This window comes from Paraburkholderia phytofirmans OLGA172 (genome assembly GCF_001634365.1).
Classification (GTDB): Bacteria; Pseudomonadota; Gammaproteobacteria; order Burkholderiales; family Burkholderiaceae; genus Paraburkholderia.
On sequence record NZ_CP014578.1, the window covers coordinates 3,528,334 to 3,548,780 of the forward strand.

Annotated in this window: 18 protein-coding genes, 3 tRNA genes and 1 pseudogene; 12 read left to right on the forward strand and 10 right to left on the reverse strand. The window is 60.5% G+C overall.

Going from position 1 to position 20,447, the window contains the following annotated elements:
* Positions 1-74: 74 nt before the first annotated feature.
* The gene (locus AYM40_RS15460; RefSeq protein ID WP_063496974.1) at positions 75-275 is read right to left on the reverse strand and encodes a hypothetical protein; all 201 of its coding nucleotides are present in this window, start codon (positions 273-275) and stop codon (positions 75-77) included.
* 990 nt (positions 276-1,265) lie between these two features.
* Here AYM40_RS15460 and AYM40_RS41925 point away from each other — a divergent pair.
* Together AYM40_RS41925 and AYM40_RS15465 are read left to right on the forward strand one after the other, a co-directional pair.
* Positions 1,266-1,415, forward strand: a complete 150-nt coding sequence (locus tag AYM40_RS41925) for a hypothetical protein (RefSeq protein ID WP_028200145.1) — start codon at positions 1,266-1,268, stop codon at positions 1,413-1,415.
* A gap of 290 nt (positions 1,416-1,705) precedes the next feature.
* A complete protein-coding gene (locus AYM40_RS15465; RefSeq protein WP_063496975.1) occupies positions 1,706-2,302 on the forward strand; it encodes a chorismate mutase in 597 nt (198 codons plus the stop codon).
* A 113-nt stretch (positions 2,303-2,415) separates the two neighbouring features.
* On the opposite strand, the gene AYM40_RS15470 is transcribed toward AYM40_RS15465, so the two are convergent.
* A complete protein-coding gene (locus tag AYM40_RS15470; protein ID WP_063496976.1) occupies positions 2,416-3,570 on the reverse strand; it encodes an exonuclease domain-containing protein in 1,155 nt (384 codons plus the stop codon).
* Between the two features lie 354 nt (positions 3,571-3,924).
* Positions 3,925-4,128, reverse strand: a complete 204-nt coding sequence (locus AYM40_RS15475) for a cold-shock protein (RefSeq protein WP_063496977.1) — start codon at positions 4,126-4,128, stop codon at positions 3,925-3,927.
* 439 nt (positions 4,129-4,567) lie between these two features.
* Between AYM40_RS15475 and AYM40_RS15480 the strand changes: the two genes are divergently transcribed.
* On the forward strand, positions 4,568-4,816 hold the full coding sequence (locus tag AYM40_RS15480) for a hypothetical protein (protein ID WP_063496978.1): 249 nt from the start codon (positions 4,568-4,570) through the stop codon (positions 4,814-4,816).
* 530 nt (positions 4,817-5,346) lie between these two features.
* Positions 5,347-6,477, forward strand: coding sequence for a porin (locus AYM40_RS15485; RefSeq protein ID WP_063496979.1), 1,131 nt, complete (start codon positions 5,347-5,349; stop codon positions 6,475-6,477).
* A gap of 333 nt (positions 6,478-6,810) precedes the next feature.
* Here the strand turns inward: AYM40_RS15485 and greB are convergent, their stop codons facing one another.
* Positions 6,811-7,380 carry a transcription elongation factor GreB gene (gene greB / locus AYM40_RS15490; RefSeq protein ID WP_063496980.1) on the reverse strand — a complete coding sequence of 190 codons (570 nt, stop codon included), beginning with the start codon at positions 7,378-7,380 and terminating at the stop codon, positions 6,811-6,813.
* Between the two features lie 120 nt (positions 7,381-7,500).
* Between greB and AYM40_RS15495 the strand changes: the two genes are divergently transcribed.
* Both AYM40_RS15495 and AYM40_RS15500 read left to right on the forward strand, forming a co-directional pair.
* Positions 7,501-7,577, forward strand: a tRNA-Arg gene (locus tag AYM40_RS15495).
* An 86-nt stretch (positions 7,578-7,663) separates the two neighbouring features.
* Positions 7,664-7,740 (forward strand) — tRNA-Arg (locus AYM40_RS15500).
* A 111-nt stretch (positions 7,741-7,851) separates the two neighbouring features.
* Here the strand turns inward: AYM40_RS15500 and AYM40_RS15505 are convergent.
* The 5 genes from AYM40_RS15505 to AYM40_RS15525 all read right to left on the reverse strand — a co-directional run bounded on the left by AYM40_RS15505 (position 7,852) and on the right by AYM40_RS15525 (position 12,932).
* Positions 7,852-8,340, reverse strand: coding sequence for a phage protein NinX family protein (locus AYM40_RS15505; RefSeq protein WP_063496981.1), 489 nt, complete (start codon positions 8,338-8,340; stop codon positions 7,852-7,854).
* A gap of 134 nt (positions 8,341-8,474) precedes the next feature.
* On the reverse strand, positions 8,475-10,832 hold the full coding sequence (locus AYM40_RS15510; RefSeq protein ID WP_063496982.1) for a RelA/SpoT family protein: 2,358 nt from the start codon (positions 10,830-10,832) through the stop codon (positions 8,475-8,477).
* A gap of 132 nt (positions 10,833-10,964) precedes the next feature.
* Complete coding sequence (gene rpoZ, locus AYM40_RS15515; RefSeq protein ID WP_006025620.1) at positions 10,965-11,168, reverse strand: DNA-directed RNA polymerase subunit omega; 204 nt, start codon at positions 11,166-11,168, stop codon at positions 10,965-10,967.
* 141 nt (positions 11,169-11,309) lie between these two features.
* Positions 11,310-11,990 (reverse strand): guanylate kinase, encoded by a 681-nt coding sequence (gene gmk / locus AYM40_RS15520; protein WP_063496983.1) that lies wholly within the window; start codon positions 11,988-11,990, stop codon positions 11,310-11,312.
* Positions 11,991-12,008: 18 nt separating this feature from the next.
* The gene (locus AYM40_RS15525) at positions 12,009-12,932 is read right to left on the reverse strand and encodes a YicC/YloC family endoribonuclease (RefSeq protein ID WP_063496984.1); all 924 of its coding nucleotides are present in this window, start codon (positions 12,930-12,932) and stop codon (positions 12,009-12,011) included.
* Positions 12,933-13,200: 268 nt separating this feature from the next.
* Between AYM40_RS15525 and rph the strand changes: the two genes are divergently transcribed.
* The 6 genes from rph to AYM40_RS15560 all read left to right on the forward strand — a co-directional run bounded on the left by rph (position 13,201) and on the right by AYM40_RS15560 (position 19,736).
* Positions 13,201-13,941: a ribonuclease PH gene (gene rph / locus AYM40_RS15530; protein ID WP_063496985.1), complete on the forward strand. Its 741-nt coding sequence runs from the start codon at positions 13,201-13,203 to the stop codon at positions 13,939-13,941.
* The gene (gene rdgB, locus AYM40_RS15535) at positions 13,934-14,581 is read left to right on the forward strand and encodes an RdgB/HAM1 family non-canonical purine NTP pyrophosphatase (protein ID WP_063496986.1); all 648 of its coding nucleotides are present in this window, start codon (positions 13,934-13,936) and stop codon (positions 14,579-14,581) included. Before rph ends, rdgB begins: the two co-directional genes overlap by 8 nt.
* Positions 14,578-15,807 carry a radical SAM family heme chaperone HemW gene (gene hemW, locus AYM40_RS15540; RefSeq protein ID WP_063496987.1) on the forward strand — a complete coding sequence of 410 codons (1,230 nt, stop codon included), beginning with the start codon at positions 14,578-14,580 and terminating at the stop codon, positions 15,805-15,807. Before rdgB ends, hemW begins: the two co-directional genes overlap by 4 nt.
* A gap of 55 nt (positions 15,808-15,862) precedes the next feature.
* Positions 15,863-15,952 (forward strand) — tRNA-Ser (locus tag AYM40_RS15545).
* A gap of 103 nt (positions 15,953-16,055) precedes the next feature.
* Positions 16,056-17,786 carry a DUF6538 domain-containing protein gene (locus tag AYM40_RS15550; RefSeq protein ID WP_148662174.1) on the forward strand — a complete coding sequence of 577 codons (1,731 nt, stop codon included), beginning with the start codon at positions 16,056-16,058 and terminating at the stop codon, positions 17,784-17,786.
* Positions 17,787-18,902: 1,116 nt separating this feature from the next.
* A complete protein-coding gene (locus AYM40_RS15560; protein WP_063496990.1) occupies positions 18,903-19,736 on the forward strand; it encodes a hypothetical protein in 834 nt (277 codons plus the stop codon).
* Positions 19,737-19,956: 220 nt separating this feature from the next.
* Here the strand turns inward: AYM40_RS15560 and AYM40_RS43715 are convergent.
* A pseudogene (locus AYM40_RS43715) lies at positions 19,957-20,092 on the reverse strand (transposase); the annotation flags it as partial.
* Between the last annotated feature and the right edge of the window lie 355 nt (positions 20,093-20,447).

The following is a 20,447-nucleotide window of genomic DNA, read 5'->3' on the forward strand; positions in this document are numbered from 1 at the left end:
GGTTAGCCTTCACCTCGGCCAACGCAACGGTCGCTTCAACATTGACCGCCCGCATTGACCACGGTGGCTCCAGTTCACCCGCCAAAATCCAATCGATCGCATCGCGCGGTCAAACCGAGATTGCGAGCGACCACCGCATCTTCAACGATCACGTTCTCAGCCGGCTTCGTGCCATACGCCAACACCGCTTCCTGCGGCGCTGACGGAAACCACAAGATCCGGCCGGCACACTCGATTCCGACCTGGCGTCCTTTCCAGTAAACAGCGTTTTCCATGGTGAACTCTCCGAAGGGCGAAGACAGCCATCTTCCGCGCCGGACCTGGTGCGTCCGTTAGCCACCGCACTCTGCGCCGCGGATAGTTGCTTCAATGATAGGCGACGGCACTATCGTGGCGAGTGGTACGCCGGCTGAAATTGCGCGCACGAGCCAGAACCGCACGGCAACCGATCTGAAGCAACGGCCCCCGGCCTCGCGCTATAGCCGAAGCAAAAACAGCGCGCGAGTTCTACCGCAGCCCGCGCTTCTCCCTCCGGAAATCGATCAGCTCGTGCAACTTGAACGGCATCTGCGCGCGGCTCGCCGTGCACAGATAAAAGCCCGGAAAAGTCGGACACCACGCGTCCAGCACGCGCGCCAACCGGCCGTCGGAACTGGAGGCCGTTGCGAATCTGGCGGGGATTCACGGACAGGTCAAAGTCGCCGAAAAATCCGCGGCCTAATCCGCACCCGGGAAAATTCCGGCGCGGAACGCCTAAAAAACATCCGCCGCACGCGCCGCGCTTCGCCCAGAACGCGGCGCCTTTTTATTTGCGAAAAATAACCTGAAAAGTATTCCCGCTCGTCAACGAAGTCGCGCAATCGTTCGTTTACAAGCGAATGGGGGGCTGAATGAACGCACTGAACCAATTGTTAATTAACGAACGTTCGGCTTAACGCAGAGAAACTCCTTCCAATGCGGCAGTGCACAAAAATCGCGGTGATTTGTTCATATCAACACATTTGAACAGGCAGTGCTGTGACGCAGCAGAGATAATGCGCGGCAGGCGTGCGGGGCAAGGCGGGAAGGGAACGACGGAGATATCGGACTGTTTTGATTGGCAATGGCAAATTCAGCTATGCGCACTGAACCGATAAATTCTATTCAAACATTCCGCTTCCATGTTGACCTGTACCGTTAAAGCAACACACAACATGTGATCCGCATCAGACACTGGTGCAAAATGGGGACCGAGGCAGATAATCGGTTTGTAAAGGAGAAAGATCATGGATGCCAAACCACCGAAGATTCCGACCCCGGATAAAGTTTTTAGCCCGGATCCGGAACCCGCTGGCGTCGAGTTTCTGGGTGCCGAACTGCCTGAGCACGTTCGCGCATTTTTCGACGAACAACGCAAGTCGTGCGACTCGAAGTAATTGGGCAGTGGTGCGATGCAGCATTAGCGTCCGCGCGGCCGGCGCGCGGCGAAGATTTGCACGCGCCCCTACGATTGTCTTTTGCCGCTCTCGCGGCGCGGGTTACGCCTGCCTGATTGCGGCGCCTGGCTCTTGCGGCCCGGCGCACAGATAGCTAGCGCACGCCCCTGATGGGCGTCTTTAAATGCCCCGGTCGTTTGTTTTTAGATCGATCGGCGTGTCCGCTTGATCCGCGCATCGTCTATTCTTCTGGTTTTTCTTCTGCGGCCGATCGGCCACCCCCGCCCTCCATGAATCGCTCGTATCGCTTTGGAGCGTCATGCGCGCTCGCGTTGCTCACCGCGCTTGCGCTCGCACCCGCTCCCGCCCTTGCGGACGGGGACGACACCGCGCTGACCAATCTGATCGCGCTGGTTTCGCAGCGCCTTGCGCTCGCGGAACCCGTTGCGCGCTGGAAGTGGGCGAACCACCAGGCAATTACGGATACACCTCGCGAGAACGCGTTGCTCGCCGATGTCGAAAAGCGCGCCGTCGCCGCGAACGTCGATCCGGCGTTTGCGCGCACCTTCTTCCGGGATCAGATAGACGCCAGCAAGGACGTGCAAAACGCGCTGTTTGCCAACTGGCGCAGCACGCGCCCGCCTGAAGGTCCCGCGCCCGACCTGGCCACCAGCACGAGGCCGCAGTTGGACCGGCTGACGCAGTCACTCGTGGCCGGGCTCGCGCGCGTGCAACCGCTACGCGCGGCGCAGGACTGTCCGTCGCGCGTGGCGCAATCGCTTGCTAACTGGAAATCGCTAACGCGCTACGACTCGACGCGCTCAAGCGCGTTGACACGCGCTCTCGGCCACGTGTGCGAAGCGGGTGGAGTCGGTGCGACGGGCTAATCGGTCCGTGCGGTCTACGCGGTCGAGCCGGGGCTTGGAATCGCCATTGGCCCGGCGCTGTCAGGCGTGGATTAAACCCGCCCTGAGCAACGAGGTGCTGCGCGAAACCCGGGTTAAGCCAGACTCGGGACCGCCGTGCCGCTCGAGATGCTCAACGGCATCACACGCAGGCCGCGCGAAAGATGGCTCTGCAGAAGACGATAGGTCGACAGCTCGAACGGGCCGGCTGCGCTCGACGCATGCAGCGCCGCCGCCTGCGCGAGCGAGGGCGCATGTCCGAGGTAACGCCACCGGTCGACAACATGAAATGCGCGGGCGTGCGACGTTTCTTCCCGCTCCTCGAATACGACCGGACCTTCGAACGGCCAGGGCGCATCCACCGGATCGCTCTTCGTGACACGCGGCACCCGGTTATGGCCAGGGCGCAGCGTCGCGATCAACTGCGCCTCCGCGAGCATGGCACCCAGCTCGCCGCCAGTCGCGCGCCACTCGACACGCCGTACTTGCTGCGCGAGCCGCATATCCTTCGACGAACGCCGCTCACCGGTCAAATGCGAACGCAGCCGCTGACGTACACGTACGCTTCGCCCGACATACAGCGGCAGATCACCTTCTCCATAGAACGCATACACACCGCATCCGGCCGGCGCAGTATCGAGCAGGTCTTCAGTGATGTCGCCGGCAAGCCGGTAGCGTCGGGTGGTGCGTTCGATCTGCGCCTGCAAAACGTCCAGCGGCACAAGACCGCTATGCAGGCGCTGCCAGAACTGCCAGATCAGATCGGCATCGGCTAGCGCGCGGTGACGATCGGACGGGACGAGACCATGACGCTCCACCAACGCGTCGAGTCCATGGCGCTTTTCCGCCGGAAACAAGGCGCGTGAGAGGCGCACGGTGCACAGCACATCCGGATCGAACGCAAGCCCGGCCCGGCGAAACTCCCCGCGCAGAAAGCCGCGATCGAAACTGGCGTTGTGCGCCACGAACAGTTTGCCGTTCAGGCGCTCGAACAATTCTGGCGCGATAGCATCGAACGTCGGCGCGCCCCGCACCATCGCGTTTGTAATGCCGGTGAGCTGTTGAATGAATGAAGGAATCGGTTGCTGAGGGTCGACCAGGCTGCTCCAACGCGACACGCCGGCCGGTCCTATTTCAACCACCCCGACTTCGGTGATGCGATGCTCGCTAGTCGAGCCACCGGTGGTTTCAAGGTCGACGAAGACAATCGGCACATCCAGGGCCGGCTCTGGTAGAAACTGTTCAGACATGGAAGGGGATACTTTGGACGCGTGGCTTTGCGGCAAGTATGCACTAGTTAGCCGCCTCGCACCCAGCCGGCATTGCTTTGCCGTTGGCGCCGTGCGGTGCAAACACTGCATTTCTGCACGATCTGCTTGCCGCCCATAAAGCTGGGAATCAGTATATTCTCATGACGCCGGCTTGAAATTTAAGAAGCGCCATTCTAATTTACACGTCCCTCCCATATTTAACCAAAACCAGATAATCAATAATTTCCGTCACACCGGGAATAATGAGCGAGCATAAAAAAGCCTTTTTCATCTAGCGAAGGCTTTTGGCCAATCAGGTCGCCCGGCTGCACATGCGGGGCAGCGCAGTGCGACTTACAGCGGCTGGATGTTCGCCGCTTGCTTGCCCTTCGGGCCAGTCTTGATCTCGAAGGAAACACGCTGGTTTTCCTTCAGCGACTTGAAACCCTCGGAGCGGATCTCCGAAAAGTACGCGAACAGGTCTTCTCCACCCGAATCCGATGTGATGAAGCCAAAGCCCTTGGCATCGTCGAACCATCTGACGATACCCATTTCCATATTCCAGTTTTCTCGATGATTTATCAAGACCGGGGTATTACCCTCAAGCAGCACTTCATGGCCAATTCATCTGCGATCGGGCTTTACCAAAGTCCCAGCACTATCAAGCTGGCGATTGAAAATCAGCTTTGCCGTTATACGGGGAACGAATAATCAACGTCAAGCGAATATTTCATATGCGTTTAGCACACAGCACGATAACTCAATGCCTGATGAATCGAAAATCACAACATCACATTCAGCGAAACCGGGCAATTCTTCACATCAACATTACTCGCTCAATGCCACATACATCCGATATCGAGAAGAACTTCAGCACGTGGGCGAGAATATGTAACAAGACATGTTTTTGGTAAGTGTTTGTCCGAGTTGTTGCGCCGCACTCATGGCAGCATGATGGAAATCAGTAGCGAGAAGTAATGCGCGTCAGGAGATCGCCATGCTGTTCAATGAATTCCGCCGCCTCGTCAACTGGCTTAGCCAATCGCATACAAAGACGGTTCCCGCTCGATCCGGTCCGACCGCCGTGGCACCTTCGGCCTTCGAATTTGATCCTGTGTGGCATGGGGACCACTGGCAAAACCTGCTGTCGTCCCCGATGGACGCGCGCCGCTATGTCATGGAAGACTGGAGCATCCCGGCGCCAAACGACTGGAGCGAAGTTGACAACGCTGCGCCAGCGCACTGACTGACGGCCGCGAATCCGCAACCGGAAGGCAAAAAAAAGCGCGACTGGGAAGTCGCGCCGACAAAGGTTTGGAGATCTTTTTCGTCAACGAAAAAGTCTGCTTCGGAAAGCAGAGATTTCAGTATAGCGGCTTAGACGATATCGATTGTGCACATAATCGACAACCATCCGTTGCTGATGTGACAACAATCTTTTTATACGATTTATCGCGTTGTTTTTTTGCATAGGTTACTGTAGCAAATGAGCAACGTGATTCGATTGACTCGCGTACCACTCGCCCTCAATAACCCTGTGAGCCTTTATCAGCAAGGCTTAAGCGGCATTTCCCCATCGTTTCTAATTCAGTAATACTTTATTGCGAAAATCGGAACGTCTGCCTGGCGCAGCGTCTATCTACACTCTGCCTAACCGGAAACCGGCGCGCTTGGCGTACAGCGCGCTTCTCACGCGGATTTCGCCTCTCGCAGCGCCCGCGTGAAGGTCTCCTTAAGCCTGGGTTGAAAACCCACTCTCGCTCTCGGAGTTACAAAATGAAAAAGACTCTCATGGTCGCGGCCCTCACGGGCGTTTTTGCAACGGCAGCACATGCCCAGAGCAGCGTCACGCTGTATGGCTTGATCGACGCCGGCATCACCTATACCAATAACCAGCACGGCCACAGCAACTGGCAAGAAACGAGCGGCTCGGTGAACGGCAGCCGTTGGGGCCTGCGCGGCGCTGAAGATCTGGGCGGCGGTCTCAAGGCCATCTTCACGTTGGAAAATGGCTTCAGCATCGCCAACGGCACGCTGGGCCAAAAGGGCCGTGAGTTCGGCCGTCAGGCATTCGTGGGTCTGGCAAGCGACCAGTTCGGCGCTGTGACCCTCGGCCGTCAATATGACAGCATGGTGGACTTCGTTGGCCCGTTGTCCCTGACGGGCACGCAATATGGCGGCACGCAGTTCGCCCACCCGTTCGATAACGACAACCTGAACAACTCGTTCCGCGTCAACAACTCGATCAAGTACACCAGCGCGAACTACGGCGGCTTCAAGGGCGGCGCGATGTACGGTTTCTCGAACGACGCTGGCAGCTTTGCGAACAACCGCGCATACAGCGTTGGTGGATCGTATAACTGGGGCGGCCTGAACGTCGGAGCAGCGTTTATGCAGCTGAACGGCAGCGGCACGGCGAACATCAACGGCGCAGTGTCGGACGACTTCACGTTCGGAGCAAAGCGTCAGCAAACCTGGGGGGTGGGCGCAAACTACTCGTTCGGCCCGGCAACGGCTGGCCTCCTGTACACGCAAACCAACCTGACCGGCCTGACCAGCATCAGCACAGCTGCGGCGGGTACTCCGGCTGCCGTCTCCCTGCCGAGCAACAGCGCTCACTTCCAGAACTTCGAAGTGAACGGCCGCTATGCCTTCACGCCGGCACTGAGCCTGGCGGGTTCGTACACCTACACGCGCGCAAGCCTCGATGGCGTGCGTCCGAACTACAACCAGTTCAACCTGCAAACGGACTACTCGCTGTCGAAGCGCACGGACGTGTACCTGCAGGGTGTGTATCAACGCGTAAACGAAGGTTCGGGCCTGGTTGCGAACATCAATGGCCTGGGCGCGGCGTCGTCGACGAACAGCCAGGTCGCTGTGACCGCAGGTCTGCGTCACCGCTTCTAAAGCAGCAGCTCGCAACATCCGCAGCATCCAAGGCGCCGTTCGCGGCGCCTTTTTTATTCCGCTCAGTAAATACACCTTGCAGAGGGGAACGAGACGGACCGACTGTCAGACGCCGAATGGGAGCGAATCGAACACCTATTTCCGAACACAAGCGCCAAAAAGATCACCGGCCGACCGGTCAACTTCGTCCGTCCGTCCGTCCGTCCGTCCGTCCGTCCGTCCGTCCGTCCGTCCGTCCGTCCGTCCGTCCGTCCGTCTCGTCTCGTCTCGTCTCGTCCGTCTCGTCCGTCTCGTCCGTCTCGTCCGTCTCGTCCGTCTCGCTGGCGCATTGGCCTAGCCGTCGGTATCGGGCGGCGGATACTTGACGTCCAGTATGTCGATCGGCTGCGGGCCAGCCGGCGTGTACAAAGTCACCGTATCGCCGATTTTCGCCTTGAGCAGCGCCCGCGCGATCGGCGAGATCCAGCTCACGTGGCCGACATCCAGATCGACCTCATCGACGCCGACAATCGTCAGGGTATGCGCCTCGCCGTCTTCCGTTGCATATTCGACGGTCGCGCCGAAGAAAACCTGATCGACGTTTTCCTGTTTGCTGCTGTCGACCACTTCGGCGATGTCGAGGCGCTTGGTCAGAAAGCGGATCCGCCGGTCGATTTCTCGCAGACGGCGTTTGCCATAGATGTAATCGCCGTTTTCCGAGCGATCGCCGTTCGAGGCCGCCCACGACACCAGCCTGACCACCTCCGGCCGCTCGATATCGATCAGATGCAGCAGTTCATCGCGCATTCGCCGGTAACCGGCGGGCGTAATGTAGTTTTTCGTACCCGGCGGGATTTCGGGCTGGGCGACGTCGAGGTCGTCGTCATTCTCTTCACTCGACTCTTTGACAAAGGCCTTGTTCATGATGGTCCGTTAACTGCAGCAAGCGACTTCCTATCAAGGGTACACGATCAGGGCAATGAGACAAATCGCAGTTACACGCTTCCTTTTTTCAAAACCTTTGCTATAATCTCGTTTCTGCGTGCGGCTGTAGCTCAGTTGGATAGAGTACTTGGCTACGAACCAAGGGGTCGTGGGTTCGAATCCTGCCAGCCGCACCAGTTATTCGAGGGCCTCCCTCCGGGGAGGCCCTATGTTTTACCCCGGTTTCATCGCAGTATCACTGCAAGCGTCACCTGTTTAGCGTGCGGCTGTAGCTCAGTTGGATAGAGTACTTGGCTACGAACCAAGGGGTCGTGGGTTCGAATCCTGCCAGCCGCACCACCTATGAAGGGCCTTCCGATCGGAAGGCCCTTTGTTTTTGCGCAGCCGTTTTGCTGTGCTTCAGCGTGTCCGCCCCCGCCAGGCTCGAATGCCGGTGCTGCGCCATCACACCTATCGCGGCTCCGACTGAATATCACCGATCTCCCCGTCTGGACTCGGCATACCCTCGAACGGAACGTCCGCCGATTCCTCGCCGATCGGCTCCGCAAGCTCGCCAGTGACAGCCTGCGGCTCGCGCAACACATCGCCCACGCTATCGCCGAAGCGACTTTGGACGAACGCCCGCAGCAGCGCGACCCGCAACGAGTCCCCCCGCCCTTCCACGGTTCGATGACCGCCGTCAAATTCCGCGATGCAATGTGCCGCGCCATGATCGGCCCGCTCACGCACCTCCAGCCGCTGCGCGCGCTCCAGCACCGCGGCTGCCGCTTCCCATGACGTGGAAGGCGTGAAACGCCCATCCCATGGACGGCCACGATCAATGCCGCGGATCGAGACGGTTTCACCGCCATCGGTAAAGTGGATTTCGCGCACGAAGTCGTGCAGGCTGCGGGCGACCCAATAGTCGAGCGCCATGCCGGTGAGGTCAGTGACGTTCATAAGCGCTCTCCCTGAAGTTCCGGTGAGACTCGCAGGCGGCGGGAGCGCTCAGTTTCGAACGAGGGCTGCCTGCCGCTCGAGGCGCGCCGACGTCGCCACACGCTTACGTCGAGCAGACTCAGCCAGACATCCGATCAGTAATCCGCCCGCTCGCGGTCGATCCGCATCCCGCCGTCGTGCCGGTGATGCCCTTCTTCGCTCGGCCGCTCGCGCGCAATGCGCATCACGTCCGGATTCGTACGCACGCGGCGCATGACGTTGGCGAGATGGACGCGATCGCTCACCTGGATCACGAAGCGCAGTACCGTGGATTCCTGCGACAGGTCTTCGTCCATCGCGATGTGGACGATGTTCGCATCCGCCGACGTGATGTCGGCAGCCACGCGGGCGAATACGCCCTTGGTGTTCTTGACCAACACCTTCACCGCGACGTCGAACAGACGCCCCGGCTGCGGCGCCCACGCAACATCGATCCAGCGGCCCGGATCGCGCCGGTGGATACGCTGTGCGACGCGGCAGTCCGTAGTGTGGATGGCCATGCCGAGGCCAATGCCGATGTAGCCCATGATGTCGTCGCCCGGGATCGGACGGCAGCAGGCGGACAACTGCACCGACATACCCTCGGTGCCGGTAATGACGACTGGCGGCGCGTGTGGCGCCGTGCCGTCGGAACGCGAGCCATCGTCGTCGGCGTCGCGGCCGCTCATCAACACTTCGATACGCTTGGCCATGACCGCGGCGACACGCCGGCCAAGACCGATATCCGCGAAGATCTCCTGACGGTTCTTGTTGCCCGTCCACTGCACGAGCTTTTCCCACGCTTCCGGCGTCACGTCCGAGAGTGCCAGCCCGTAGCCCTTCAGCGCCTGGTCGACGAGACGCTCGCCGAGCTGGACAGACTCGTTCAAACGCATCGTCTTCAAATAATGGCGGATCGCCGAACGCGCCTTGCCGGTGCGCACGAAACCGAGCCAGGCCGGATTCGGCTTCGAATACGGCGCCGTGATCACTTCGACAATGTCGCCGCTCTTCAGCTCGGTGCGCAACGGCAGCAGTTCGTTATTGATCTTGACTGCGACGCACTGGTTGCCCAGGTCGCTGTGGATCGAATACGCGAAGTCGAGCGCGGTGGCGCCGCGCGGCAGCGCCATGATCTTCGACTTCGGCGTGAACACGTAGACCGCATCCGGGAACAGATCGATCTTGACGTGCTCCAGGAATTCGCTCGAATCGCCCGCTTCGCTCTGAATGTCGAGCAGCGACTTGAGCCACTGGTGCGCGCGCTTCTGCACGTCGTTCAGATCCGCGCCGCCGTTCTTGTACAGCCAGTGCGCAGCAACGCCCGCTTCGGCGATCTCGTGCATCTTGCGCGTGCGCACCTGAAACTCGATCGGCGCGCCGAACGGGCCAACCAGCGTGGTGTGCAGCGACTGATAGCCGTTCACCTTCGGGATCGCGATGTAATCCTTGAACTTGCCCGGCACCGGCTTGTAGAGCGCATGCAGCGCGCCGATGCAGGTGTAGCACTCAAGCGCACTTTCGACCACCACACGGAAGCCATACACGTCGAGCACCTGCGAGAACGACAACTGCTTGTCGCGCATCTTCTTATAGATGCTGAAGATGGTTTTCTCGCGGCCAGTAACTTCGGCGTCGAGCTTCGCGTCGGCAATCGCGCGCTGCACCGACTCCAGAATCTTGCCGACCACTTCGCGCCGGTTGCCGCGCGCGGCCTTGACGGCTTTTTCGAGCGTGGCGTAACGATGCGGGTTGAAGTTCGCGAAGCTCAGGTCCTGCAGCTCGCGATAGGTATTGTTCAGGCCAAGCCGGTGCGCGATCGGCGCGTAGATATCCAGCGTCTCGCGCGCCACGCGGCGGCGCTTTTCATGCGGCACCGCACCCAGTGTGCGCATGTTGTGCAGCCGGTCGGCGAGCTTCACCAGAATCACGCGGACGTCGCGCGCCATCGCGAGCAGCATCTTGCGGAAGTTTTCCGCCTGCGCCTCTTCGCGATTGCGAAACTCCATCTTGTCCAGTTTCGACAACCCATCGACCAGTTCCGCGACCTTTGCGCCGAATCGCTCGGCGAGTTCGGCCTTGGTCACGCCCTGGTCTTCCATCACGTCATGCAGCAGTGCCGCCATGATCGACTGGGCGTCGAGATTCCAGCCGGCGCAGATTTCCGCGACGGCGACAGGATGGGTGATGTAGGGCTCGCCGCTCTGGCGATACTGGCCGAGATGGGCTTCGTCGCTGAAGTGGAATGCCGCCTTGACGTCCTTGATCTCTTCCGGCTGCAAATAGCCGGACAGAACGGCTGTCAGCTTGGCGATCGAAACGACGTCATGCCGGCGCGGTTGCTCCGGCGTGGCGGTCGGCCCGAACAGATGGCGAAACGACTGTTCGAGGACCGCGTCGATGTACTTCCGTGCAGACGAGGGCGAGTCGGCGTCGTGTTCCACTTCCGTAGCGGTGGGCGGGGTAGCACTCATTTTCGCCTCCGCAGCGGTTAGGGTTGGACGCCGGCCTGTACGTTGATGCAATTACGTGTGGCAACCAGGTGTGGCAAACGCGTGTGGCAAACAGGTTTGGCAAACGCGCAATCGAAAACGGAACAGTGCGCCTTAAACCGGCACCTTCTTCAGCATTTCGACGCCAACCTGGCCAGCTGCGATTTCGCGCAGTGCGACGACGGTGGGCTTGTCGCGGCTTTCGATCTTCGGCGTGTGGCCTTGAGCGAGCTGACGCGCACGATAGGTTGCGGCAAGCGCGAGTTCGAAACGGTTCGGGATCTGTTTAAGGCAGTCTTCGACGGTAATGCGGGCCATGTTGGGTTCCTTCTTGCAAGAAAACGCTGGGCCGCCCCAAGTTTTCTTGTCCCCCTCGGGGGGCCTGGCGCGAAGCGACAGGTCTGGGGGCGTTAATTGATGTTGCTTATTCTACCTTATGTGCTCGACACACCGCCGCGCTCACGCGTGTGGCAGGTGGATACCGAGCTGCACGAAAAGCTGCGTGTGGCGCGCGTATTGCGAGGCAAAGCGCGAACGCGTCGCGGCCACGAGGCACCGCAGTTCACCGAGCGCGCGATCGAAGCTGTCGTTGATCACGACATACTCTGCTTCGGCCGCGTGCGCCATCTCGCTGCCGGCTGCGAGCAGACGGCGCGTAATCACGTTCGGTTCGTCCTGGCCGCGCTTTTTCAAACGCTCTTCGAGCGCATCCAGGGACGGCGGCAAGATGAAGATTTCGACGGCGTTGTGAAACTGTTTCTTCACCTGTTGCGCGCCTTGCCAGTCGATTTCCAGCAGCACGTCGTGCCCGCTTTTCATCTGCTCTTCGATCCACACGCGCGAGGTCGCGTAGTAGTTGCCGTGCACTTCCGCGCTTTCCAGAAACTCGCCAGTCGCGTGACGCGCCAGGAAGTCGTCGACCGTCGTGAAGTGATAGTGCTCGCCGTCCTGCTCTTTCGGACGCGGAGGGCGCGTCGTGTATGAAATCGATAGACGAATCGCGTCGTCGCCGGCGAGCAGCGCGTTCACGAGCGTCGACTTGCCCGCGCCCGAAGGCGCGACCACCATGAACAGGTTGCCGGGATAAGCACCGGCGTAAGGGTTGCGCGGTGCGCTGGTTTCGCGTGTGTGGTCGGTCATGTTCTCGGGGCTCCTGCCTTACTCCAGATTCTGTACTTGCTCGCGCATCTGTTCGATGAGCAGCTTCAGGGTCATCGACGAATCCGCCAGTTCCTTCGCGGCCGCCTTCGAGCCGAGCGTGTTCGCTTCGCGATTCAGCTCCTGCATCATGAAGTCGAGGCGCTTGCCGACCTTGCCGCCCTTCTCGATCACATGACGCGTTTCGTTCAGGTGAGCCGTGAGGCGCGACAGTTCCTCGGCGATGTCGATGCGGATGCCGTACATCGTCACTTCCTGGCGAATCCGTTCGTTGATTTCTTCACGCGAGACCGTCGTCGTCGCCGTATCGGGCGCGGCAACGCCGAGCGCTTCCTGCAGACGCTCGACGATCTTCTGCTGATGTTTGGCGATCAGTTCCGGCACGAGCGGCGTGATCTTCGTGACGATCGCTTCCATCTCTGTAACGTTGGCGAGCAGCATCGTCGCCAGTTGCGCGCCTTCGCGGGCACGCACGTCGATCAGATCGATAATTGCCTGCTTGCCGCATGCGAGCACCGCATCGCGCAACACTTCCGGCGCCACGCCGGTTTCGGCCAGCACGCCCGGCCAGCGCAGGATTTCTCCGGTGCGCAGGCGCCCTGCTTCCGGGAACGTCGACAGCACGGTGCGCTCGAGCAGCGCCAGTTGCGTCAGCGCATCGCGATTGACCGAACCTGCATTGGCCGACTGTTCGCTGCGTTGCAGGTTGATACGAATATCGACCTTGCCGCGCGAGAGCTTGTTCATCAGCATTTCGCGCAGCGTCGGTTCGCAGGCGCGCACGTCTTCCGGCATGCGAAAGTTCAGATCGAGAAAGCGCGAGTTCACCGTGCGCAGTTCGACCGATACGCTCACGCCGCCTGTGCTCGAGGCCGGGACGAGTTCGCGCGTGGCGCTCGCATAGCCAGTCATGCTGTAGATCATCGTATTTCTCGCGATTGTGGCCATGTGTTTGACGATGGCCGGAGAGTCGAATCGCCCGGCGTGTACGAGACGCAGGGCGGAGAATCCGCATTATCCCATTTTTACCGGCGAGGCCCTTCACACGAGGGCCGCCGCGCACGCGGCGCTACCTCGCGCAGAGCCCCGGCACATGCGGGTAGCCGTCCGACGGACAGGCCGCCCCGCGCCCAACGCGATCGGCGGTAAAATTGCGCTTTCCCTCCTGCTTTTCTTCCAGACCGAACCCAACATGACCAACAACACCCAACGCCCCAGCGGCCGCCAGGCCAATCAGCTGCGCGACGTGCGCATCACGCGCCACTACACGAAGCATGCGGAGGGCTCAGTGCTGGTCGAATTCGGCGACACCAAGGTGATCTGCACGGCGAGCATCGCCGAAAGCGTGCCGTCGTTCCTGCGCGACCGTGGCCAGGGTTGGCTGACCGCCGAATACGGCATGCTGCCGCGCGCCACGCATACCCGCAGCGACCGTGAAGCCGCGCGCGGCAAGCAAACCGGCCGCACGCAGGAAATCCAGCGGCTGATCGGCCGCGCACTGCGCTCGGTATTCGATCTCGAGAAGCTCGGCGCGCGCACGCTGCATATCGATTGCGACGTGATCCAGGCCGACGGCGGCACGCGCACGGCCAGCATCACCGGCGCGTTCGTGGCGGCGCATGATGCCGTGGCGAAGCTGCTGGCTACGGGCCGCATCGAAAGCTCGCCGATCACCAATTACGTCGCGGCGATTTCGGTCGGCGTGTACGACGGTTTGCCGGTACTGGATCTCGACTACGACGAAGATTCGCAATGCGACACCGACATGAACGTGGTGATGACGGGCGCGGGCGGCTTCGTCGAAATTCAGGGCACGGCCGAAGGCGTGCCTTTCTCGCGCGACGAAATGAATTCGCTGCTCGATCTGGCGAGCGACGGCATCAACACGCTGATCGCGAAGCAGAAAGCAGCGTTGGAGCAAAAGAGTGAGTGAGGTTCATCAAGATAACGGCGCTGTTGCGTCTGACTCGCCGTTAAAGAAAGTCGTGCTGGCGTCGAACAACGCGGGCAAGCTGCGCGAGTTCGCGGCGCTGCTCGGCGCGGCCGGCATCGACCTGATTCCACAAGGCGCGCTGAACGTGCCGGAAGCGGAAGAACCGCATCCGACTTTCGTCGAAAACGCGCTGACCAAGGCACGTCACGCGGCAAAGCTCACCGGCCTGCCCGCGCTCGCCGACGATTCCGGCTTGTGCGTGCGTGCACTGCGCGGTGCGCCCGGTGTTTATTCGGCCCGCTACGCGCAGCTCGCCGGCGGCGAAAAGAGCGACGCGGCGAACAATGCGCAGCTCGTTTCAGCCTTGCAAGGTGAGACTGATCGTCGCGCGTATTACTACTGCGTGCTGGCGCTCGTGCGTCATGCGGACGATCCCGAACCGCTGATCGCCGAAGGCCGCTGGCATGGCGAAATGCTGGATGCGCCGCGCGGCAGGCATGGGTTCGGCTACGACCCGTACTTCTTCCTGCCGTCGCTGAATGCGAGCGCTGCGGAACTCGAGCCGGCGGTGAAGAACGCCAGCAGCCATCGCGCGATGGCATTGCGCCAACTGCTCGCACGTTTGACGGAGGAAGCGTGATTCCGATCAAACCGGCGCCTGCCGATATCGGCAACGGCGTCATCAAGGCATTCACGTCGCCGGGCAGCATTCGGCTGACCTCGCTGCCGCCATTGGCGCTGTATGTGCACTTTCCGTGGTGCGTGCGCAAGTGCCCGTACTGCGATTTCAACTCGCATGAGTGGAAAGGCGACACGTTCCCTGAGACCGAGTATCTCGATGCGCTGCGCGCCGATCTCGAGATGGCGCTGCCGCTCGTGTGGGGGCGCCAGGTGCATACGGTGTTCATCGGCGGCGGCACACCCAGCTTGCTGTCGGCGGCCGGGCTCGACCGCATGCTGTCCGACGTGCGCGCGCTGCTGCCGCTCGACGCCGATGCGGAAATCACGCTCGAAGCCAACCCCGGTACGTTCGAAGCCGCCAAGTTCGCGCAGTTTCGCGCGAGCGGCGTGAATCGTCTGTCGGTGGGCATCCAGAGTTTCAATGAAGCGCATCTGAAGGCGCTCGGCCGGATTCACGACTCGGCGCAAGCACGCCATGCGGTCGAAGTGGCCGCGAATACCTTCGACAACTTCAACCTCGATCTGATGTTCGCGCTGCCGCAGCAGACGCTCGCGGAATGTCAGGCTGACGTGGAGACGGCGTTGTCGTTCGCGCCGCCGCATTTGTCCCTGTATCACCTCACGCTCGAACCGAACACGCTGTTTGCGAAATTCCCGCCAGCCCTGCCCGACGACGATGCATCCGCCGACATGCAGGACTGGATTCACGAGCGCACGACGGCCGCCGGTTATGAACGCTACGAGGTGTCCGCGTATGCGCAGCCGCATCGGCAGAGCAAGCACAATCTGAACTACTGGCGCTTCGGCGACTATCTCGGCATCGGCGCGGGCGCGCATACCAAGCTGTCATTTCCGAATCGCGTCCTGCGTCAGGCGCGCTATAAGCACCCGGCTACCTTCATCGAGCAGGCAAAGGCCGGCACGGCCGTGCAGGAAGAGCATGAGGTCGGGCCACGCGATCTGCCATTCGAATTCATGCTGAACGTGCTGCGGCTGGTGGAAGGGTTTCCAGTGCATCGTTTCATCGAGCGCACGGGGATGTCGATGACCTCGATCGAACCCGCTTTGCAGGAGGCAGAACGGCGCAAGCTGATTACACGCGACCACGAAAAGATCGCGCCGACACCGCTTGGCCAGGCCTTCCTGAACGATCTGCAGGGGCTGTTTCTGAAAGATCCGCAGTAATTGCCGATCCGCCGAGCGCCGCAACGAGGATTTTTCAGGTTACAATTTAGGGCTTGGAGGTGTGGCCGAGCGGTTTAAGGCACCGGTCTTGAAAACCGGCGAAGGAGTGATCCTTCCGTGAGTTCGAATCTCACCGCCTCCGCCACCTGTCCCTAAGGCGTTGATTTTCCGTATAATCCTGCCCTTTCAACGGGTTAGGAAGGCTTGGTGTGCCGGTTATGTGTGCCAGACCAGTGCAGGAAAACGACGTGTCCGTCAGAATCATTCCCCACCCCAGCGGACGGAGCAAGAACTGGTACGTGCGTATCACGGTACCCGTCGCCATCCAATCCCTCATCGGTAAGAAAGAAGTCCGCCGTACCACGGGGACAGCAGACCGTACGCGCGCGCGGGCGGAAGCCGCACGCATCGAAGCGGAATTGCGCGCACAGTGGCAGCCTTTGCTCGATGACGCACGCTACGCGAACACCGACGCCCATGACACGATTCTGAGCCCTGCCCTCATCCAGCAAATCTGCGGCGCGTGGCTGGCGTCATGGGAATTTACCGACCGGTTTGAACGCACCGAGTGGGGCCTGGATGACGAGGAACTCGCCGCAGTAGAGGAGTTTTGCCGGTATTCCGATGCTGCGATGCGCAGTGTCCTCGCGCAAGGCAAGGCGGGAAAATCGTGGCCGGACGTGGTCGAAACCGTAACCGAATTCGCAGGTGACATGGGCTACCTGGTTCATCCCACGGACCCGCTTTTTCCTGACCTGGTACGAAGCTTTGCCAAAGCCGAAAAGACCGCGCAGGAAATCATTGCGCTGCGCAACAGGGGCGATGACCTGGCCTTTCCCGTGACCGAGCCACGGGGCAGTGTGCTCTCCGAGATGGTTGCCGCCTACGAGGAGCACCGCGCCGGCGCCGTTACCCCCAAGACGATTTCAAAAAACGTGTCGATTTGGCGGCGTTTTGTCGCGTTCAGCGGTGACGTCGCGCTCGACAGCATCACGCACGCTGATATCTACAACTTTCTGAGCGCGCGCCTCAAGGACCCGGATGACGGGTGGTCGCAGGGCTACGTCGACGGACACGCCAAACGGGCGCTCCGCGACATGTTCGCGCTGGCCCGCACGCAGGGCCGGATGAGCGCGCCAAATCCGGTCAATGGCGTGGAGACAACACCGACTCTTTCCAGGAAGGAGCAGGAAGCCCGCAAGCGCCCGCGTTACCCGTTCAGCGCCCAGCAGTTGACCGAGCTCTTTGCGTCTGAATGGTACGACCCGGGCGCCACGGTGTGGACGGGAAAAATGCGTGGCGACCTCGCCGCCCGTTACTGGGGGCCGCTTATCGCGACGTGCCACGGGTCCCGCGTACGGGAGGTCGTGCAACTGGTCAGCCACGACTTCAAAGTCGTTCATGGCGTGCTGTTGATGACGATTCAGACGTCGCTGCTGGATGACGGCGAAAGCGAACTGGAGGCGTTGCCAGAGCGCTCGCTCAAGAATGCTTCGACCTATCGCACGGTCCCCGTTCATCCGACGCTGTGCGCGCTGGGCTTCCGTGAATTCATCGATTCGTTTCAGGAGGCTCACGCGCCTACCACCCCCCTGTTTGCCTCCGCAGTCCCACTGGCGGGCGGACGCGCACCCGTCTGGGGCCGGCCATATGAACAGGCGCTCCTGCGGCACGTGCGCGACCGTCTGGGCTTCGGCAACGGATTTGGCAACCACAGCTTCCGGCATCAGGTTGAAGACCGCATCCGCGCCGCGCAGGTAAACAACGGCGTGTGGCCTGCCGGACTGGCCGAGTTCTACACCGGTCGCAAGTTGCCCCGCAAGGCAGACCAGCAAATCTTCCGGGAGCAAAGCAGCGCCATCGACTATGGCGAGGGCTTCAAACCGCAGCATCTTCTGGGCTACGTCGGACAGATTACCTTCGACGACGTGGTGCTGCCTGTTCCATACAGCCAGTGGCTTGCGCGCGCAGGCAAGTAACGTGCTGTCGCATCCGGTTATGCCCTGACCCGGAAACCCGTATTTCCCCTGTTATCTCGCTCAGATGTTCGCGGACCTTCCGAATCAATCCGTCAACTCATGCACCTTCCTGTTGAGCCACGCTGGCGCAAAATGTCATGCCTTCCGGGACAGGCTTCGGCTTGAATTTGGGCGTGCCCAGCAGCGTCCGCATCACCAGGAAATCTGATTCAACCGACGCGACCGAGTGCCGCAGTATCCGGACTGGCAGTGGATTCACCCTCGTCGCGATTGCGGGGATATTGATATCGGCACCCAGCCGGAGGCTCAAGATGCCAACTCTAGACAAACAGCGTCACACATAACGCGGCCAAAGCGACTCCATTCCATCGCGCCTGACGGATTACCGGACGCTGCATCGGGGCGTGCCACGGTTAGCTTCCTACCCGTTCGTCCACCCAAATGCACAGAGCGTCGCTGCGCCAACGACTCAGGGATGCTTCGAGCAGACGCAAGTCAGCCAGACACTTCGCCCATCCGGCAGTCCGCGCCTGAACACCTATATAAACGCGGCTCGCTAAAACTCTAAAAAAAGTTTCTTCGTTTCTAAAAGAGCCTCTTTCCTAAAAAGAAATAAGAAGAAGTTCCCGAGGAGACAACAGGCAAGCGTTTGATGTGCCCTGCGCATCAGCACGTGGACACGCTATCTGGGCCCATGACAGTCGCGCAACCAACGACAGCAGCACAGCCTTACTTGTTGGGTCTTCTAGCCGCTCCCACATCGATGCGAGGATTACTTTTCTCGTTGCCGCCCGCCACCAACCGCTCGCGATGCGATACGCGCGGCCGGCGTTCAGGCGCTGCCTAACACCGTGATACGTTCCGAGCCAAAAAATCTGAAAAGTTCTATCAGGCCGATATAAACCGCCGCTATCTATATGTCACAGATATGCACCGTATTTGGAGTCGAGCCGACTGTCGCCGGCCGCATCCAAGTCGGACCCATGTCGGGAGATTGACGAGGACGCAGGACATCCAACCAAGGTCGAACCACAGGCTTCACCGACCGCGCGCAGAAGGTCCGGCCGCCTCGTCGGCGAACGCAACATCACATTATTGATTGAAGGGAGCAATCGTATGAATAGAATCTCCTTCGGGAAATCCAGCGTTGATGAAGAGCATTTTCACGGCGCCGTCGCCGGCGGCGGTGCCCACGGCCCAGGCATCTCAGAAAAGGTCGAAGGCATCTCAGAGCGCGGTGATTTGTTGGTAAAGCGGCTCCCAATGAATGACAACCGTAGCGGAACGAAGCGAAGCGGCTCGGTAGGCTACCAACTCGCTGGCGATGGCGTGTATCGCGCATACGGTTACGCGGACTCGAACCGCAGCGAGGGTCCAGAAGTATTCTTTGAGCTGGCAGGTCATTCTCTTGGCGAGCTGAGTCGCCAACAATTGTCCGAACGACTTCGGGTAATGAGCCCTCATGCTTTTGCGAAGGCGGAACATGCACAGCGCAAAATCGCGCGCCGGAAAGAGCTGCTCCCGCAGGTCCAGGCGGAAATCGACGAACTTGCTGCAGACGGAGAACGGCTAAGCGTGACGACAATTCACGTCGACGACCAGCTGCAATTGAGCGGACTTAGCGTTAACAGACAAAAAGCCTGCGGACACTTCGCCGAAAGGACAGTCCGGTCAATAGACGACTTCGTCGCCGAACTATCCAAACCATCGGACCCGTGCAGGTACTGTGAAGCACACACTGCGCAAGCACGAACTGCGGAAGAGACCCTGCGGCGACTGCTAGCCGCAGCTTCGGCAAAGAGCCTACCGTCGCTGTCAGGCTCACCAAGACAAATCAAGTGGGCACTCGAAATCCGGGATGGGTTTCAGGAAAAAAATCCGACCAGCCCATTACTCCAACGCGCCACGACTGCAAAGTATTGGATTGAGAAACGGCTCGACCTGAAATAGTCGAACAACTCGAGCCTCCGGTTTTCTGTTGCAAGGTCGCTCGAGGCGTGTTGGCATCAGCATGCGGCCATGGCGCATTCACCTATGACTGTGGCACCGCCATTCGGTCCCGCCAGACTGCTGACAAAGCACCCTCCAAAGCCTGGCCACGCGTCAGGCTTTGTCGTTTAATGAACGTCGTGCTCAAGAAGCCGCCCCCCATGCAGCACGAACTCGAGATGGTCAGGCGCTGTCGGCAATTCTGCGAGAACGTCGAGGCATCCGACACCCCTGTCGGTCAGCTGAAACCACGCGAACCAGCGGTAGGCGACATTGACCTTCACCTCGCGCATGAGCTAGCGTTCGCTGCGCACCCCGATTTAGTTCCCACCCCGCCCCCGGGCCTCACCAGCAATCAACCACTCCACCGCCCCGGCCGGATAATCCTCCGGCCACCCCCATGCCAGCAACTCCACGGCTTCCCGCACACGCATCCGCACCCGCATCTCCGGCTCTCCGCCGTTCGCCCCCACGCTTTCCACCCTCATTGTTTCCAAAACCGATTGCGCGCAAGCAACTCGGTCCATCGCTCGGCGCAATCCGCCGTGTTTCCGCTGGGCCCATACGCCGGAACTGCCAAGGCCTCCAAACCCCTGCAGCTATAGCAAACTCAATTGAACCTGTTCCCGTCGAAGGCTGACTCAGATACGCTTCGGGTTATAGCCCACCTCC